Annotated in this window: 13 protein-coding genes; 5 read left to right on the top strand and 8 right to left on the bottom strand. The window is 60.1% G+C overall.

The features are described from left to right. Positions 1–32: 32 nt before the first annotated feature. Complete coding sequence (gene carA, locus FGU65_RS00885) at positions 33–1,085, top strand: glutamine-hydrolyzing carbamoyl-phosphate synthase small subunit (RefSeq protein WP_301662511.1); 1,053 nt, start codon at positions 33–35, stop codon at positions 1,083–1,085. Then, the gene (gene carB, locus FGU65_RS00890; RefSeq protein WP_301662512.1) at positions 1,086–4,256 is read left to right on the top strand and encodes a carbamoyl-phosphate synthase large subunit; all 3,171 of its coding nucleotides are present in this window, start codon (positions 1,086–1,088) and stop codon (positions 4,254–4,256) included. A gap of 60 nt (positions 4,257–4,316) precedes the next feature. Here carB and FGU65_RS00895 read toward each other — a convergent pair whose 3' ends face one another. The 5 genes from FGU65_RS00895 to FGU65_RS00915 form a co-directional block, all read right to left on the bottom strand. After that, positions 4,317–4,862: an HdeD family acid-resistance protein gene (locus tag FGU65_RS00895; RefSeq protein ID WP_301662513.1), complete on the bottom strand. Its 546-nt coding sequence runs from the start codon at positions 4,860–4,862 to the stop codon at positions 4,317–4,319. An 850-nt stretch (positions 4,863–5,712) separates the two neighbouring features. After that, the gene (locus FGU65_RS00900) at positions 5,713–5,967 is read right to left on the bottom strand and encodes a hypothetical protein (protein ID WP_301662514.1); all 255 of its coding nucleotides are present in this window, start codon (positions 5,965–5,967) and stop codon (positions 5,713–5,715) included. 654 nt (positions 5,968–6,621) lie between these two features. Then, positions 6,622–7,503: a glycine betaine ABC transporter substrate-binding protein gene (locus tag FGU65_RS00905; protein WP_301662515.1), complete on the bottom strand. Its 882-nt coding sequence runs from the start codon at positions 7,501–7,503 to the stop codon at positions 6,622–6,624. A 212-nt stretch (positions 7,504–7,715) separates the two neighbouring features. Then, positions 7,716–8,561 carry an ABC transporter permease gene (locus FGU65_RS00910; protein ID WP_367652337.1) on the bottom strand — a complete coding sequence of 282 codons (846 nt, stop codon included), beginning with the start codon at positions 8,559–8,561 and terminating at the stop codon, positions 7,716–7,718. After that, positions 8,545–9,834: a quaternary amine ABC transporter ATP-binding protein gene (locus FGU65_RS00915; protein ID WP_301662517.1), complete on the bottom strand. Its 1,290-nt coding sequence runs from the start codon at positions 9,832–9,834 to the stop codon at positions 8,545–8,547. Before FGU65_RS00915 ends, FGU65_RS00910 begins: the two co-directional genes overlap by 17 nt. A gap of 511 nt (positions 9,835–10,345) precedes the next feature. On the opposite strand from FGU65_RS00915, the gene FGU65_RS00920 reads away from it, so the two are divergent. Next, positions 10,346–11,533, top strand: a complete 1,188-nt coding sequence (locus FGU65_RS00920) for an argininosuccinate synthase (protein ID WP_301662518.1) — start codon at positions 10,346–10,348, stop codon at positions 11,531–11,533. 13 nt (positions 11,534–11,546) lie between these two features. Here FGU65_RS00920 and FGU65_RS00925 read toward each other — a convergent pair whose 3' ends face one another. Then, entirely contained in the window at positions 11,547–11,951 is a 405-nt protein-coding gene (locus FGU65_RS00925) for a pyridoxamine 5'-phosphate oxidase family protein (RefSeq protein WP_301662519.1), read from the bottom strand. Positions 11,952–12,166: 215 nt separating this feature from the next. Here FGU65_RS00925 and FGU65_RS00930 point away from each other — a divergent pair, with 215 nt between their 5' ends. Next, positions 12,167–13,663 (top strand): methanogenesis marker 14 protein, encoded by a 1,497-nt coding sequence (locus FGU65_RS00930; RefSeq protein WP_301662520.1) that lies wholly within the window; start codon positions 12,167–12,169, stop codon positions 13,661–13,663. Positions 13,664–13,674: 11 nt separating this feature from the next. Beyond that, the gene (locus FGU65_RS00935; RefSeq protein WP_301662521.1) at positions 13,675–13,911 is read left to right on the top strand and encodes a hypothetical protein; all 237 of its coding nucleotides are present in this window, start codon (positions 13,675–13,677) and stop codon (positions 13,909–13,911) included. Positions 13,912–14,308: 397 nt separating this feature from the next. Here the strand turns inward: FGU65_RS00935 and argF are convergent, their stop codons facing one another. Further along, positions 14,309–15,232, bottom strand: a complete 924-nt coding sequence (gene argF / locus FGU65_RS00940) for an ornithine carbamoyltransferase (RefSeq protein ID WP_301662522.1) — start codon at positions 15,230–15,232, stop codon at positions 14,309–14,311. Next, entirely contained in the window at positions 15,229–16,521 is a 1,293-nt protein-coding gene (purD, locus tag FGU65_RS00945) for a phosphoribosylamine--glycine ligase (protein WP_301662523.1), read from the bottom strand. Before purD ends, argF begins: the two co-directional genes overlap by 4 nt. Between the last annotated feature and the right edge of the window lie 4 nt (positions 16,522–16,525).

Genomic DNA, 16,525 nt, shown 5'->3' on the forward strand with positions numbered 1-16,525 from the left:
AAGGTTCCAAAGACCAACTAATATGGTAATTCATGAAGGCGGTTCTGGGTCTTGAAGACGGCACTTTTGTAATTGGGAATGGTTTTGGTGTTGAAGGGAGTTGTTCGGGAGAACTCGTCTTCACCACACAGATGGGCGGATATATGGAGTCCCTGACGGATCCGAGTTACGCCGGCCAGATCCTGATGTTTACTTTTCCGACAATCGGAAACTATGGCGTAGATGCACAAAATTTTGAGAGCCAGCAGGTCCGCGCTCTCGGCTGCGTCGTGCGCGAGGCCTGTGAGAAGCCCTCGGTGCAGCCCCCGCTCGCCCGTTTCTTTGAGGAGAACGGGCGGATGGGCATCTCCGGCGTGGACACCCGGATGCTGACGATCAAGACGCGGATGAACGGGACGCTGCGGGCGTCGCTCATCGTCGGCGACGACAATCCGGAAGAAGCGATCGAGCGTGCACGGGCGGTGCCGGAGATATCGGATATCGACCTGATCGGCAGCGTCTCCTGCCCTGAGCCCTACCGGATCGCGGGCACGGGGAAACGGATCGCGGTCATCGATCTCGGGATCAAACGCCACATCCTTGTCAGCCTCGCTGCGCGCGGGGCGGATCTCTGCATCTTCCCCCACGATGCCACGGCCGACCAGGTGATGGCGTGCAAGCCCGCCGCGCTCTTCATCAGCAACGGCCCCGGAGACCCCCGGAGGGCGGTGCATGTCATCCGGCTCATCCGCGACCTCGCCGGTGAACTGCCTGTCATCGGCATCTGCATGGGCATCCAGGTGACGGCGCTCGCGCTCGGTGCGGAGACCTACAAGATGAAGTTCGGGCACCGCGGCACGAACCAGCCCGTCCGTTACAAGGACGGAAGCATCTATATCACCACGCAGAACCACGGGTTTGCGGTCGACGCGGATACTCTTCCCGAGGGGTGCGCAGTCTCCTATACCAACGTCAACGACGGCACGACCGAGGGGTTCGAGAACCGGGACCTTGACATCACCTGTGTTCAGTTCCATCCCGAGGCGCACGGCGGCCCGCTGGATACGGAGCTGCATTTCTTTGACAAAGTCTACCGGGGGATCTAAATGCCGAAGAAGTCTCATATCAAATCGGTCCTTCTCATCGGCTCGGGGCCGATCCAGATCGGCCAGGCGGCGGAGTTCGATTTTTCGGGCTCCCAGGCCTGCCGGGCGCTCCAGGAGGAGGGTGTGAAGGTTATCCTGGTGAACTCGAACCCGGCGACGATCCAGACCGACCCGGATATGGCCGACGTCATCTACGTCGAGCCGATCAAGGCCGAGATCATCGCCGGGATCATCGAAAAAGAGAAGCCAGACGGGATCCTCTCCGGCATGGGCGGACAGACCGGCCTGAATATGACGGCCGAACTCGCGGAGATGGGTGCGCTCGAGGGTGTCGAGATCCTCGGGACACCCCTTGAGGCGATCTACCGCGGCGAGGACCGCGAACAGTTCCGCGACCTGATGAACGCCATCGGTGAGCCCGTTCCGAAGAGCATGATCGTTGAGAGCATCGACGAGATCGATACGGCGCTTGCCGAGGTGGGGCTGCCCGCCATCATCCGGCCGGCCTACACCCTCGGCGGATCCGGCGGCGGCGTCGCCCACACGCCTGAGGAGATGCGGCAGATCCTCGAGCTCGGTCTCTCCCGGTCGCGGATTCACCAGGTCCTCGTCGAGGAGAGCGTTGCCGGGTGGAAGGAGATCGAGTTCGAGGTCATGCGCGACTCCGCCGATACCTGCATCATCGTCTGCGGTATGGAGAACGTGGACCCGATGGGTATCCATACCGGTGAATCCGTCGTGGTTGCACCGATCCTCACCCTGCGCGACGACGAGTTCCAGATGATGCGCAGCGCCGCCATCAAGATCATCCGGGCGCTCGACGTGCAGGGAGGGTGCAACATCCAGTTCGCGTACCGGGACGGCGATTACCGGGTCATCGAGGTGAACCCCCGTGTCTCGCGGTCGTCCGCCCTCGCATCCAAGGCGACCGGCTACCCCATCGCCCGGGTCGCGGCCAAGATTGCTATCGGCCTGCGGCTCGACGAGATCACGAACACCGTTACGGGCGTCACCCCGGCGTCTTTCGAGCCCGCGATCGACTACGTCGTGGTGAAGGTGCCGCGCTGGCCGTTCGACAAGTTTAAATCGGCCGACCGGACGCTCACGACCGCGATGAAGAGCACCGGCGAGGTCATGTCCATCGGCCGGACGATCGAGGAAGGCTTTAAGAAGGCGCTCCGGTCGCTCGACGCCGACGGGAAAAGGCACACCAGCCAGAGCGAGATCCGGATGATCCTCACGCAGCCGACCGATGAACGGTTCGCCTGCCTCTTCGACGCTTTCCGGGAGGGTTTCTCCCTTGAGGAGATCGCCAGGATGACCGCCATCACCCCGTTCTTCCTCGAAAAGATCCAGAACATCGTTCTGATGGAGCAGAACCTGCGCGACTCCTTCGAGCCCGGGATGGTTCGTGAGGCGAAACGCTACGGGTTTACGAACGAGGAGATCGCCGAGTTCTCGGGCAGGGATCCGGTTGAGATCGCTGCGGCCGCGGGATCGCCTACCTACAAGATGGTGGACACCTGTGCCGCGGAGTTCCCGGCGACGACGCCCTACTTCTACTCCACCTGGGATGAGGGCTGCGAGATCACGAAGAACGGGACGAAGAAGGTGCTGATACTGGGTTCGGGCCCCATCCGGATCGGTCAGGGGATCGAGTTCGACTACTGCACCGTTCATGCAGTGATGGCGCTCCGTGAGGAGGAGGGGGTCGAGGTGCATATCGTCAACAACAACCCGGAGACGGTCTCGACCGACTCCGACACCTCCGACCGCCTCTTCTTCGAACCGATGCAGCTTGAGGACATCATTAACATCCTCAAGAAGGATGACTACTACGGCGTGATGGTGCAGTTCGGCGGCCAGAACTCGGTGAACCTTGTGATGCCGATTGCCGAGGAGATCGAGCGGCTCGACCTGGCGGTGCGGGTCCTCGGCACCAGCCCCGACGCCATGGATGTCGCGGAGGACCGCGACCGGTTCAGCCAGCTCTTAACGAAGCTCGCGATCCCGAGCCCGCCGAACAGCTCGGCGTACTCGGAAGAAGAAGCACGCGATATGGCCGCGAAGATCGGCTACCCGGTGCTTGTCCGACCGAGTTACGTCCTCGGCGGGCGGGCTATGGAGCTCGTCCACGACGAGGCGGAGCTTGAGACCTACATCAAGGAGGCGGTCCGGGTGAGCAGGAAACACCCGGTGCTGATCGACTCGTTCCTCCAGAATGCCGTGGAGATCGACGTCGACGCTGTCTGCGACGGCACCGACGTCCTCATCGGCGGGATCATGGAGCATATCGAGGAGGCGGGCGTCCACTCCGGGGACTCTGCCTGCGTCATCCCGCCCCAGTCGCTCTCCGATTCGGTCATCCGGCAGGTGCGCGACCATACCCGCAGGCTCGCCCTCGGCCTCGGTGTCGTCGGGCTGATCAACATCCAGTATGCGGTCAAGGATGACGTGGTCTACGTGCTGGAGGCGAATCCGAGGGCGAGCCGGACGGTGCCGTTCGTCTCCAAGGCGACCGGGATCCCGCTTGCCAAAGTGGCGGCGAAGGTGATGATCGGCAAAAAGCTCGCCGAGATCGGCATCACCGAACGCGAGATCAACCATGTGGCGGTCAAGGAGGTGCTGCTCCCCTTCAACAAGCTTCCCGGTGTTGATACGGTGCTTGGCCCGGAGATGAAGAGTACCGGCGAGGTCATGGGGATCGACTACGACTTCGGGCGGGCGTACTACAAGGCCTGCACGGCCGCCGACAACACGCTCCCGGTCAGGGGCAACGTCTTCATCTCGGTGACCGACGAGCAGAAAGAAGAAGTGATGCCGATAGCGCAGAGGCTCACCGCGATGGGTCTCTCCCTCTACGGCACCAGTGGGACGGTTGAGTTCCTCGGCCAGTGCGGCATTGAGGCGAACCTGGTGCGCAAAGTGCAGGAAGGCTCCCCGAACGTCATCGACCTGATGCGCAACGGCAGCATCAGCCTCATCATCAACACCCCTGCCGACAAGGCATCGCGCCAGGACCATCTCCAGATCATGCGGATGGCCGTCGATTACGGCATCCCCTACATCACCACCCTGCAGGCGGCCCGTGCCGCCGCGATGGCGATCGACGCGATCAAGCGCCAGGAAATAACCATCGAGCCCCTGGGCCACTACCTCAAAGCGCAGTGAACCGTGCCGGAGGGAAGCTTTTCCCCCCTCCACATACCGGCACTGGTCTTTTTTCAGACTCTATGCCGTTGCCGATGCTGCCCCTCCGCTTCCGGAGGTAAACCCGTAGATGATCCCGAGGATGCCGAAGATCACTGCATAGATGCCGAGCACCCAGATGATCGTGACTGCGCCGAGGAGCGGGTAGAAGAGCAGAACGGCGCCGAAGATCACCGACACGATGCCGAGGAGCACGAGAAGCAGCCGTGTTCCCATGCCCGCCGGGGCGAACGCGGCGATGAAGTCGCCGATGCCGGTGACGATTGCCCAAAGCGCGATGATGATGACGATAAGGGCTGTAAACTGTGCCGGGAAGACCAGCGTGAAGATCCCGATGAGTATCCCGATGATGCTGAGCAGTATGATCGGCCATCTGGATCCGCCGGCCAGTTCCGGTGCGGCGGCTCCTGCGACGAGTGCAAACGCCGATACGATGATGGCAAAGAAGCCGAAGAAGTAAACGAGAAACTCGAGAACGACTGCCGGCCATATGATGGCGGCGATCCCGAAGAGGAGCGCGATGAGTCCTCTCAGGACATAGTACCATTTCATACTGTTTCCGTTCATGGTTACCCTCCAGTACAGGGCAGCATACAGCGCTTGCACTATTTATATATGAGGGGAGCCTTCGCCGGCAGGGAGGCGGCGGGATGCGGGGTGAAACTGAGCCGACCCGGATGCGCCGGACCGTAGGGGCAATCTCCATGGGGAGGGGGCAGGGGAGGAGGCCGGCCCCATGAGCGCTACCCGTAGCTCAGGGGATTTGCGCGTATACCGCGTTCTTCCCCTGACGAGGCTGGTGCCGGACCGGGCTTGTCCCGGGCGTCTCCCCGTGCCGTGGATCGTGGCGGCTAATCGCCCCCGGGGTGGGGCTGACGGGGAGAGGTTTTCCCCTCCCCTGTCTCCTGCGAAGATCCCCAGACAGCATCAACCCCGCCCCACCCGGCCGCCGGCCTCCTCCCCCGCCCCTTAAGGGGCGGGGGTAGTCATGGCGATACCCAATGGAAAGCCGTGCCCCCGAATACCCCGGATTGCGGCCATCCGGAGCAAGAGATGGAACCTCATCACGTGCCTGGATCCCGCCGATAGCACCAGGAATTTCGGTGCACCCAGAGGGTACGGTAGCGTATATGGCGGCCGCCCCCCTTCCCTGGGATCCCTCGCCCTGCACGACCTCCTTCACGGTCCGGTGTATCTGACCTCCCGTGCCATTCATACCTCTGAAGCGTATGCCCGCTCCGAACTGCTCCTGATCGCGGTCGGACCTGCGTCTTCTTAAGCCTCTGTTCGTGCAGTGAGCCTCCGCAGGGTTCCGGACGGAGGTGGGGCGTCATCCCCGTAGTGCGGCGGCCGCCGGCGATGAAAACGGATCCGGCGCGGTCTTCTCACGGGGAGAGGCGTTCGGGAAATATCCCGTTCAGTTCGCATCCAGAAAAAGTGAGGCATACCTCTCTGCAAGCAGGGAATCGAGCGTGGGTTTGTCGTCGTCCAGCCACGCATAGAATCCCGACATATAGGGTGCGGGCGTCCGCTTACCCTGAAACACCAGGTCGCCGGCGGCGTCGCGGACGACTTTCAGGTAATCCTCCTTTCCTTTCGGTTTGAAATAGATGACGGGCGTGTATGCCGGAATATCAAACGCGATCACCACTCTGCTGAACCGTCGGGTCACGTCGTCGGCATACAGGACGGTGTCTTTTATCCTGATCTTCCTGTCGTAGCACCGCTTCGACGCCGGACTCCTCCAGTGTGCCCAGCATAATCTTCTTTGAAAGCGGGTTTATAGCCGATGCGATTGCGTCTATCCCATCTTCTTTGTAGGAGAGCATGACACTGATGACTGTATTCCTGTTGCCGTCGTGGATCTCTTTGTAGTCGAAGGGATCTCTGGGGCGAATATTGGTAAGATCAATCAGTTTCGGATGAGGGGCAGGTGTTTCTGGACGCTTTCGCAGCGACCCCTCGTAGGAGGGCTTCTGTGAGGGTCGAAATTCGGAAGGATTTGCTCCGGATTGCTGATATATAAGCGTTGCTTGACCGGTGCTGTTTTGCACAAATCCTCCCGGGATCTCCGGGTGCTAGTACTCGCGTGCACTCGTTCATTGACACCCGCAATCGGACGGCAATGCTGATTGATCTCAGCCGGCCTCCTCCAGACTATACCACCCATATTCTGCCGCAGGTTTACAGTGAGATTGTCCGGGTGCTCCTTTACCGATGCGATTGCCGTCACGGTCTCCTGTACGTTTGCCGCGTCACCGCAGACCGGGCACGGGGTGAAGGACTGCCGAGACCCTCGTGTGTTCCGGCAAAGCCGAAAAAAAGGTTATTCTGTGCCGATCCAGGCGTTCACCTGGTCGGGGTGGGCGTTGACCCACTCTTCAGCGGCATCCTCTTCGGACGCACCATTCTCGATCGAGAGCATCACCGACTCCATGTCGGCGGCCGTCCAGCTGAACCGGGTCAGGATATCGTAGACACCGGGCTGATCTTCCTGCAGTCCCTGGCGTGCGAGGGTTGCGATGTACTCTTCACCGCCGTAGACCCCCTTCGGGTCATCGAGGTACTTCAGATCCCAGCGGGCGAACTTCCAGTGCGGCGTCCATCCGGTCACAACGATCCACTTCTCGTCCTGGACGGCGGAGCGGAGTTCTGCAGCCATGCCGGCGCTGCTGCTCGATACGAGCTCGTAGTTGAGGCCGTACTCGGTGATCGCCTCTTCGGTGTTCTGCATGATCCCCGCACCGGGCTCGATGCCGGTGATCTTGCCATTGAATTTGTCCTTGACGCTGTTCAGTTCATCGATGGAGTCGATCGTCACGTAGGTCGGGACGACGAGACCGATCTTGGCGCCTTCGAGGTTCTTGCGGACGAAGACGATATCGTCACCGTACGTCTCCCAGTAGTTCGCCTGCGTGGCGGGGAGCCATGCGGAGACCGTACAGTCGACGTCACCTTTCGCAACCGCCTGGTAGAGCGGTCCTGCATCGACGGCGACTATCTCGACATCGTATCCGGCCTTCTCAAAGACCTGCTTGAGCACATTGGTGCTGGCAATCTCCGAATCCCAGGTTACGTAGCCGATACTGACTGCGCCCTTGGGTTCGTTCTCTGTCGTCGCCTGCTGACCGGTGCAGCCTGCAGCCAGAATGCTCAGGACGAGCAGGCACCCGGCCAGCGCAACGAGATTTCCTTTTTTGAAAAACATACATTCACCTCGTAGTTTGTTAGCCCGCCCCAGATCCGTCTGGTCGCCGGGGCAGGGCGAATCGCGTGCAGAACCGCCTGCACGATGAAAAAGGATGCTCCGGCATGCTGCCGGGGATATGGAATAAACCTTTCTCTTGACCGTTCTGCACGGGACGTCAAAAAGGTCAGAATTGACCTGATTCTACATTAGGTCCTGACCTTATAAAGGGGTTATGGGGAGGTTTTATTGGGGAGAATATTCTGGGTGACCCGGTCGAGGATGATCGCGATGATGACAATGGCAAGACCCGCCTCGAATCCGCCCCCGATATCCACGCGCTGGATCCCTTTCAGCACCTCCAGCCCGAGACCCGCCGCACCGATCATCGAGGCGATGACCGTCATCGAAAGGGCGAGCATGATGCACTGGTTGACGCCCGCCATGATCGTCGGGAGGGCGACGGGGAGCTGCACTTTGATGAGTTTCTGCCAGGGAGTCGTGCCGAATGCATCCGCAACCTCGATAAGATCGGTCGGGATCTGCCGGATCCCGAGGTTCGTAAGCCGCATGGCGGGCGGCATTGCAAAGACCACGGTGGCGATGATCCCCGGCACATTCCCGAGGCCGAAGAAGATAACGGCCGGAATCAGGTAGACGAAGGAGGGCATCGTCTGCATGAAATCGAGCCCCACCCGGAGCACGGCGTTGAGATGGTCATTGGTTGCCGCGAGGATCCCGAGTGGGATGGCGATGGCGAGCGCCAGCAGGGTCGCGGAGATCACAAGAGCAAACGTGAGCATCGCGAGATTCCAGAGCGCGAGATCCCAGATCAGCAAAAGCCCGATCGCCGTGAGGACGGCGATCTTACTGTCCCGGCGGGTCAGGAAGTAGACCGCGATCGCGGCAAGGACGATGAAGATCGGTGCCGGGATGAGGAGCAGAAGGTCCTGGAACCCGTCGACCAGGAACTTGAGCCCTGCGCTGACGCCGTCCAGCAGCCAGCCGAAATAATCTTCTAGCCAGTCGACCAGCGCCTCCACGGCATCGCCGAGAGGAAGTTTAGGCAGCGTCTGCATCTGCATCCACCTCCTTCTCCGTCAGGACGGTCTGCTGCACCGAAGCCTCCGGTGCGGCAGACCACCCTCCTTCAATCTCCTTGCGTGCCAGGGCGGCGAGCACCGAACCCCGGACAATGATGCCCCGGATCTTTCCGAAGACGTCGACGACGCCGATCGGATATTTGCTGTCGGCGATCACCGGGATGATCTCTGCGACGGGTGTATCGCAGGTGACGGTGGGAACGTCGGTTATCAGGACATCTTCCAGCATTTTCCCGGTCTTGAGTGCGTCGACGACGTCGTCGATCAGTGCGAGCCCCCGGATCTGCCGCTGCCGGTTGACGACGAAGATGCTGGCGATGTCGTGCTCCTCCATAAGGTGCAGGGCGACTCGCGGCCCGGCGGTGCTCGGTGCCACCGGTTCCGGGCGTTTCATGACGTCGCTCGCCGTCAGCACCTTGGCCATATCCACGTCTGCGACGAACTTCTCGACGTATGCATTGCTCGGGTTTGTCAGGATATCCTCGGACGTACCGATCTGGACGATCTCACCGTCTTTCATCAGGGCAATCCGGTCGCCGAGTTTCAACGCTTCGTCGAGGTCGTGCGTGACGAAGATGATGGTCTTGCTCAGCCGCTCCTGCAGTTCGATGAGCTCGTCCTGCATGTCCCGCCGGATAAGCGGATCGAGTGCAGAGAATGCCTCGTCCATCAGGAGAATGTCCGGGTCGCTCGCGAGCGCGCGTGCGAGTCCGACGCGCTGTTTCATACCGCCCGAGAGCTGGTCAGGCATGCTCTCTTCGTAGCCGGCGAGCCCGACAAGGGCGAGGGCTTCCCGTGCTTTCTTGTGCCGCTCTTCCTCGGGCATGCCCTGCACCTCAAGCCCGAATCCGACGTTTTCGAGGATGCTCCGGTGGGGGAGCAGGGCGAAGTTCTGGAAGATCATGCCGATCTTCCGCCGCCGCGTCTCTCGCAGTTCTTCCGGCGACATGGCTACGATGTTGCTGCCCTCGATGAGGACCATGCCGGCAGTCGGTTCAATGAGCCGGTTGAGACACCGCAGCAGGGTCGATTTTCCGCATCCCGATAGCCCCATCAGGACGAATATCTCACCCGGATAGACCGAGAAAGAGACGTCCTTCAGGGCGAGGATGTGGTCGGTCTTCTCTTTGATATCCTGTTTTGAGCAGCCTGACTGCAGAAGCTGTAAGGCCTTCTCGGATTTCGGACCAAAGATCTTCACCAGGTTCTCGACCTGCACCGTTGGTCTCTCTTCTGTCAAATTTTCCATAAGATCCTCTCAAAAAAATTGGATATCATATGTAAGTGTATACAACACCAACAGATATGGTTTCTATTCATGCCTCTTTATAATTTTTGGTTTCCGAATTCTGGCATTTATGGGCGGATTTTTTAAAAAATGGATTTTTTGCAGGGGTATTCCAATTCATTGTCCAGTCTGTCCCTGAATCTCTGTATTTGCCGATATTTCGGCATTAGGCCTGATATGCGAGGTATTCTGGATGTTTTAGCAGCGGCAGGGTGACGCAGAGTCCCTTGGCCGCCCGAGAGGAGTTCTGCGCGTGATGCAGCGGTGTGCGGCTGCAGTGGATCTGCTCTCGTTTTGCATCCGGCCGGGCTCAGTTGGCCGCTCTCCCGCCGGTTTTCCGGAAGAATTATCGATGGTGCAGGATACGCACTGATTCGCGATACCATTCATTTATTGGGAGAAAGATCCTACTACTGTGGACTGTATCGTTCTGCTACAGATATACATCCAGCGCGACGTGGGAGTTTGGAAAATGGAAAAGGGTAAAGTCGTCCTTGCTTTTTCGGGAGGTCTCGACACCTCCATCTGTGTCCCCCTGCTGCGGGAGCACTACGGTTTCGATGAAGTCGTCACCGTCGCCGTCGATGTCGGCCAGCCCGAAGAGGATATTCAGCGAGCGACCACGAAAGGTCGGCTGCTCGCGGATCAGCACTACACGATCGATGTCAAGGAGAGGTTCGTCGATGAATACATCTTCCCCTCGATCAAGGCGAATGGTTCATACGAGGGCTACCCGATGGGTACAGCCCTTGCCCGGCCACTGATCGCCGAAGAGATCGTCAGGATTGCAGGAGAGGAGGGTGCCCGGTGCATCGCACACGGGTGCACCGGAAAAGGGAACGACCAGCTGCGGTTCGATTTCATCTTCAGGGCGGCAGGCTACGAGATCATCGCACCGATGCGGGAGATGAACCTGACCCGCGAGTGGGAGATCCGGTATGCGGAGGAGCACAACATCCCGGTGACCGTGGTCAAGGAGAAACCCTACAGCATCGATGAAAACTGCTGGAGCCGGAGTATCGAAGGTGGAAAACTGGAAAACCCATCCTTCCACCCGCCCGATGACATCTACGCCTGGACGGTCTCGCCGAAGGATGCTCCCGATACGATGGAGGAGGTCTCGATCGAGTTTGAGAAGGGTGTCCCCGTAGCCCTCGACGGCGAGAGGCTCACCGGACTTGCCCTGATCAAGCGGCTGAACCTGATCGCAGGGAGGAACGGTGTCGGCAGGAACGACATGATCGAGGACCGGATCCTTGGTATCAAGGCACGCGAGATCTACGAGCACCCGGCGGCAACGGTGCTCCTTGCGGCGCACGGCGATCTTGAACGCCTCGTCCTGACCCGCAGCGAGCTGGCGTTCAAGCGGATCGTCGACGACCGCTGGTCCGAGCTTGGATACATGGGTCTCGTCCACGAGCCGCTCTTCCATGCCCTGAACGCTTTTGTCGATACGACGCAGGAGCGTGTCACCGGGACGGTCGACGTCGGTCTCTACAAAGGCAGTGTCCGGGTGCTGGGACGCAGTTCCGCATCGATGCTGTACTCCGACGATCTCGTCTCCTTTGATACCGTCTCGATCGACCAGAACCATTCTGTCGGGTTCTCGACCTACTTCGGTCTCCAGGCCCGGCTCTGCAAAAATCTGAAAAACAGGTGAAGAAACCGGGTGCTTACAGCACCTGCTTTCCTGCTTCTTTTCCGGGCGTGCACTCGTACACGTCGGTGATCGACATAACGATGAGCGATTTTGCCGGATAGGCGTCGCTTTTTGCCTTCATCTGGCTGCGGAACTTCTCATACGCCTCGCCCGACGTCTGAATCTCTGCAGTCCCCTTGGCCTGAAAACACCGTTTGGTGTCGGGATCCCAGAAGTAGAGCGCCATCTTCGGGTTTTCTTTCAGATTTTCGAGCGTCTTGACCATGTAGTTATCCATGATCCAGACCGTCTCGTCGTCGGCGAGCTGTACCGATGCCATCGGAGCAACGTTCGGGACACCGTCCTTCGACGCCGTTGCCATCGGGAATACCTTTGTCTTCGCAAAGACTGCCTTCATATCGTCGTTTAATGCAACCATACGTATACCACCTTCGATATGACCGGAGCGGCTCTCCCGGAGCCCGCCCTGTCATCCACGTAGTGGTTACTCGTTCACGGTATATATAATTCCGCTGGTCGGCTCATCCCGTCACGCTCCTATTTTACAGGTGAAAGATAGAAAGAATGCCGCAAAAAAACGCTTCTCTTTCAGCGATGGAAAAATATAAAGGTACGGACAGAGAAACGACTACTATGTGTGCCCGCTTTTTGGAGCGCTTTTTCAAACCCAAACCGCATATCGTAGAAAGCCCGTCTCCACCGTCTGTTTCCCATGGGGCGGGCATGACGTTCCCTGAGTACAAGGTAAAGCCGTATTTCATTGTAGCCTCCGTTGAGATGGGAAACACGACGACGAAATGCATCCTTACCGGGACGAACCTCGAGACCGGCCGGACATATATCATCAACAAGACGGTGACGATGAGCCGCGACGTCAGGCCACCGAAGCCCGGGGAGGAGGTCTTCGGCAGAACGCTGGACGGCACCGAACTGACCCGCGAGTCGGTGACCGAGCTCGTCCGCGACACCCTTATCCGCTGCCATAAGGAGGCAAACCTCTCCATCAAGGACGACCTCGACTTCGTGGTGCGGAGCACGGGTGTCGTAGCGGCGATGGACTCGCCGGACCAGGTCGGCGATTTTGTCATCGCGCTTGCCAACGGGTGTCTCGAAGCGGGGGTGCCGCCCCGGAAGATGACGCCCCCGATGTCGATCGAGAACCTCCCGAAGAAACTGCAGGAGCACAGCTACGCCGACCGGGTCGTCTTTGTTGGTGCGGTTGCGGGCGTCATTCCCCCGGTGGGCTGTACGGGTGTGGAGATGGTGGCAAACGAGATGGAGGGCGAACTCGCCATGGCTGGCATCAAAGAGGGAGCAAAGTGGACGCCGGTCGATTTCCGGAACCCGTGCCTCTCGATCGACTTCGGCACCACCCTCGACGGGCGGATCACGAGCGATGTCGCCCCGGACGAGCCCAATCCCTTTGCAAAGACCATCGGAAACTTCTGCGGCCTTGCAGGAGCGATCCCCGATGCGATAGTCCGGGGGACCGGGCTCGTCAAGGACAGGACCGGGACGGCGCTCGACCTCTTCGGTGACCGGAGCATCAAAGGGAGTTTTTCAGGCGGGAAGAACGCCCTCGTCCAGAGATACGCCGACCGTATCCACGAACACATCGATATCCGGATCGTTCCTCCCGATCGTGATCGGTTCGGGCGGGTTCCAGTCTGTGCGGCGGCAGCCATGGAGTCGGGCGTGGCGCTCATCGGTTGTGACTGTGGCGTCAACGGCAGCGAAATGAGTACACTTAAAGAGATCGGCCACGAAATCTATGAGAGCCATGGTATCGGCGTCCTTACGCAGGTCGTCGATCACGTCTGCGCCCGGATGGCGCTTCGCCTCATCGATGTGACCGTCGAGCAGGGGATGGTTCCGCCAAACTCATCGATCGGGTTCACCGGTCGGGCTGCAATATCAGGCCGGAAACCGGAATATATCCTGGACGGGGTTGCCGAGAGAAACCTCTACGAAAACCCGGTCGACCACCTTGTCTTCGTCGACGACGGCCTTGCCCGGGGCGCGGCGCTCATGGGACGCTGTATGAACTCAATCGGAAAACCGAAAGATCCGCTTGGAGGGGTTCGCGGAGGCCGCTGCATCATGGCCAGGCGGATCAAGATAGGAAAGTAACGGTGATACGGATGGCAGAAGAAGAGCTCTTTGATCTGATCGTTCCGCCGGGTGTGCCCCGGTTGATACTCATGGATATCGTGAAACAGTTTGATGTCGAGGTCGTGAGACGCCCGCAGAAACTGCACTTTGCAAACATGGATGGAGACGCCCGTGAGCTGCTGGCGTTCCGCGGCAAAAGGGAAGTCGTCGAGAGCGTGCAGGACTACCTCTACGCACAGCTCCGTGACTACGTGAAGGAAGAATAACATCCGGCCGGTTGTTCCTCCGGGATGCATCAACTTTTTTCTGAACACTGCCACGGATTTTTCGATACTTCTGCAAAGAGCCGGGTAATCGGATCGTGACAGACGTACGCTCCAGAGGTATGAATGGCATGGGAGGTCAGATACACCGGACCGTGGAGGATGTCGTACCGGGGAGGGGGCTGACCCCCTCCCCTGCCCCACCCCCATGGAGATTGCCCCTGCGGTCCGGCGCATCCGGTTCGTTCAGGTACCCTATTTCTTTCGGGGGTGTATCTCCACGGTCTAGCCATATCTCGATCTCCTGATAGAACCCCGAGTCGAACCGCCGGAGGCCATCCCCGTCACGACGTCGCGCCGCTTCCCCAGCAGCCAAAAAAGATATTGAAACCGTATCGCCCTATTCTCTGCCGCCGGTACCGATCAGGTCGACCAGCAGTGCTTTCTGGGCGTGGAGGCGGTTTTCAGCCTGGTCCCAGACGATGCTCTGCGGGCTCTCGATGGCCTCGTCGGTGATCTCCTCGCCCCGGTGAGCGGGCAGGCAGTGCATGACGACGGCATCCGGCGACGCGCGCTGTATAAGCTCTGTGGTTATGGTGTACCCGGCGAACGCCCGGAGCCGGGCGGCACGCTCGGCCTCGTCGCCCATCGAAACCCAGATGTCGGTGTAGAGGATGTCGGCGTCCGCTACGGCCGCAGCCGGGTCGTGGCCGATGCTGATCTTCGCCCCGGCACTTCGCGCCTGCTCCACGACAGCGTCTTTCGGTTGATACCCGCGTGGGCTTGCCACCGCGATCTCCATACCGGTCAGCGCGGAGGAGAGCAGGAGCGAGTTGCAGACGTTGTTTCCGTCGCCGATCCAGGCAAGCCGCAGCCCTTCGAGCGAACCGAACCGCTCTCTGATGGTCAGGATGTCGGCGAGGACCTGGCAGGGGTGCAGCTTATCGGAGAGGCCGTTGATAACCGGAACGGCCGTGTAGCGTGCGAACTCCTCGATGACTTCATGATGGTACGCCCGGATCATCACGGCGTCGACGTAGCGTGCGAGGACCCTCGCGGTATCCCGGATCTCCTCGCCGCGCCCGAGCTGCATGTCATGGGGGTTGAGAAAGAGCGCGTGCCCGCCGAGATCGGTCATCCCCACCTCAAAGGAGAGCCGTGTCCGGGTGGACGCCTTCTCGAAGATCATGGCGAGGCTTCTGCCCTGCAGGAGAGCGTGCTCCGCTCCCTCTTTCTTGAGAGCCTTCAGGCGCTCTGCCTCGCCGATGAGCCGGTTCAGGTCGTCCGCGGTCAGATCGGCGATCGAGAGAAAGTCTTTCTTCATAGGATCTCCTGCATGTGCCTGCACCGCCGGTCGAGGACCTCCTGTGTCCCGATATCCTTTCTGTGGAAGGCGCGGCCGTCTACGGCACAAGCCGCACCCTCCGCGACACGCTCCGCCTCTGCAAGCGTATCGGCGATGCCGACGAAGGCCAGCGTCCGGGAGGTCAGGGTGCGGAGCGTGCCCTCCCGCTCCTCCACGTTTGCATAGTAGGTGAGAGCGCTCCCGGTATCGCCGATGGAGAGGGGCTGGCCGGATACCGGTGCGTCCGGGTAGCCCTCCGGGACGAGGTATTTGCAGACCGTCGCCTTCTTCGCGAACGTTGCGTCCGATGCTGCGAGGTTCCCCTCCACGATCCGGCAGAGCAGCTCCGGAAAGTCCGACTCGAGGAGCGAGAGGACGTTCATCGCCTCGGGGTCGCCGAAGCGCGCGTTGAACTCGATGACTTTCGGGCCTTCCCGCGTGTTCATGAACTGCCCGTACAGGATTCCCCGGTAAGGAGCGGCGTGCGCCTTCATCGCGGCGACGGCATCCTTCATGATCTGCAGTGCTTTATCGTAATCTGCCGCCGTTACGAAGGGAAGCCGGTGGTCGGGCATCGAGTAGGATCCCATGCCTCCGGTGTTCGGGCCCATATCCCCTTCATAGGCGCGCTTGTGGTCCTGGACGAGCGGCATCGGCGCCAGGTGGGTGCCGTCGACGAACGCCTGGAGCGTGAACTCCTCGCCGATAAGCCGTTCTTCCAGAACGACGTCTCCTCCGAGCTGGTTCACGTACTCGACGGCTCCCGCCCTGTCCACGTGTTCGCCCATGATCCGAACGCCCTTCCCCCCGGTCAGCCCGATGGGTTTGATGGCAAGGTCGCCGTCGTGCGACTCGATGAAATCGCATGCCGCCGCAGCGTCGTGGAATATCCGGTACTGCGGACACCCGGCAATCCCGTGCTCCTCCATCATCCGCCTGCAGAACGACTTGTCGGTCTCAAGCCGTGCCGCTATCCTGTTCGGGCCTACGCAGGGTATCCCGGCCTCCTCGAGCGCATCTGCGATCCCTGCCTCGAGCGGAGCCTCAGGGCCGATGATCGCAGTATCGGCTCCGCATTCTGCGGCGAACTCTCTGATGCGCTGAACGTTGGTCTCTTTTTCTATCAGCACCCGCTCGGAGAGCCGGGCGATCCCGGGGTTCCTCCGTGCCATCGCAGAAAAAATCTGTACGTCGCTGTTGCAGGAGAGTGCTCTGGCGATAGCATGCTCTCTGCCACCACCACCTACAACAAGAATTTTCATATCCATCTAT

The organism is Methanoculleus frigidifontis, assembly GCF_030464345.1.
In the GTDB taxonomy this organism is placed as follows: domain Archaea; phylum Halobacteriota; class Methanomicrobia; order Methanomicrobiales; family Methanoculleaceae; genus Methanoculleus_A; species Methanoculleus_A frigidifontis.

Excerpts from the sequence above, each read along its gene's own strand:
- FGU65_RS00925 (WP_301662519.1), bottom strand. The coding sequence starts at position 11,951 with ATGGTTGCATTAAACGACGATATGAAGGCAGTCTTTGCGAAGACAAAG.
- carB (WP_301662512.1), top strand. The coding sequence starts at position 1,086 with ATGCCGAAGAAGTCTCATATCAAATCGGTCCTTCTCATCGGCTCGGGG.
- purD (WP_301662523.1), bottom strand. The coding sequence starts at position 16,521 with ATGGATATGAAAATTCTTGTTGTAGGTGGTGGTGGCAGAGAGCATGCT.
- FGU65_RS00915 (WP_301662517.1), bottom strand. The coding sequence starts at position 9,834 with ATGGAAAATTTGACAGAAGAGAGACCAACGGTGCAGGTCGAGAACCTG.
- FGU65_RS00920 (WP_301662518.1), top strand. The coding sequence starts at position 10,346 with ATGGAAAAGGGTAAAGTCGTCCTTGCTTTTTCGGGAGGTCTCGACACC.
- FGU65_RS00930 (WP_301662520.1), top strand. The coding sequence starts at position 12,167 with ATGTGTGCCCGCTTTTTGGAGCGCTTTTTCAAACCCAAACCGCATATC.
- carA (WP_301662511.1), top strand. The coding sequence starts at position 33 with ATGAAGGCGGTTCTGGGTCTTGAAGACGGCACTTTTGTAATTGGGAAT.
- argF (WP_301662522.1), bottom strand. The coding sequence starts at position 15,232 with ATGAAGAAAGACTTTCTCTCGATCGCCGATCTGACCGCGGACGACCTG.
- FGU65_RS00935 (WP_301662521.1), top strand. The coding sequence starts at position 13,675 with ATGGCAGAAGAAGAGCTCTTTGATCTGATCGTTCCGCCGGGTGTGCCC.
- FGU65_RS00905 (WP_301662515.1), bottom strand. The coding sequence starts at position 7,503 with ATGTTTTTCAAAAAAGGAAATCTCGTTGCGCTGGCCGGGTGCCTGCTC.
- FGU65_RS00910 (WP_367652337.1), bottom strand. The coding sequence starts at position 8,561 with ATGCAGACGCTGCCTAAACTTCCTCTCGGCGATGCCGTGGAGGCGCTG.
- FGU65_RS00895 (WP_301662513.1), bottom strand. The coding sequence starts at position 4,862 with ATGAACGGAAACAGTATGAAATGGTACTATGTCCTGAGAGGACTCATC.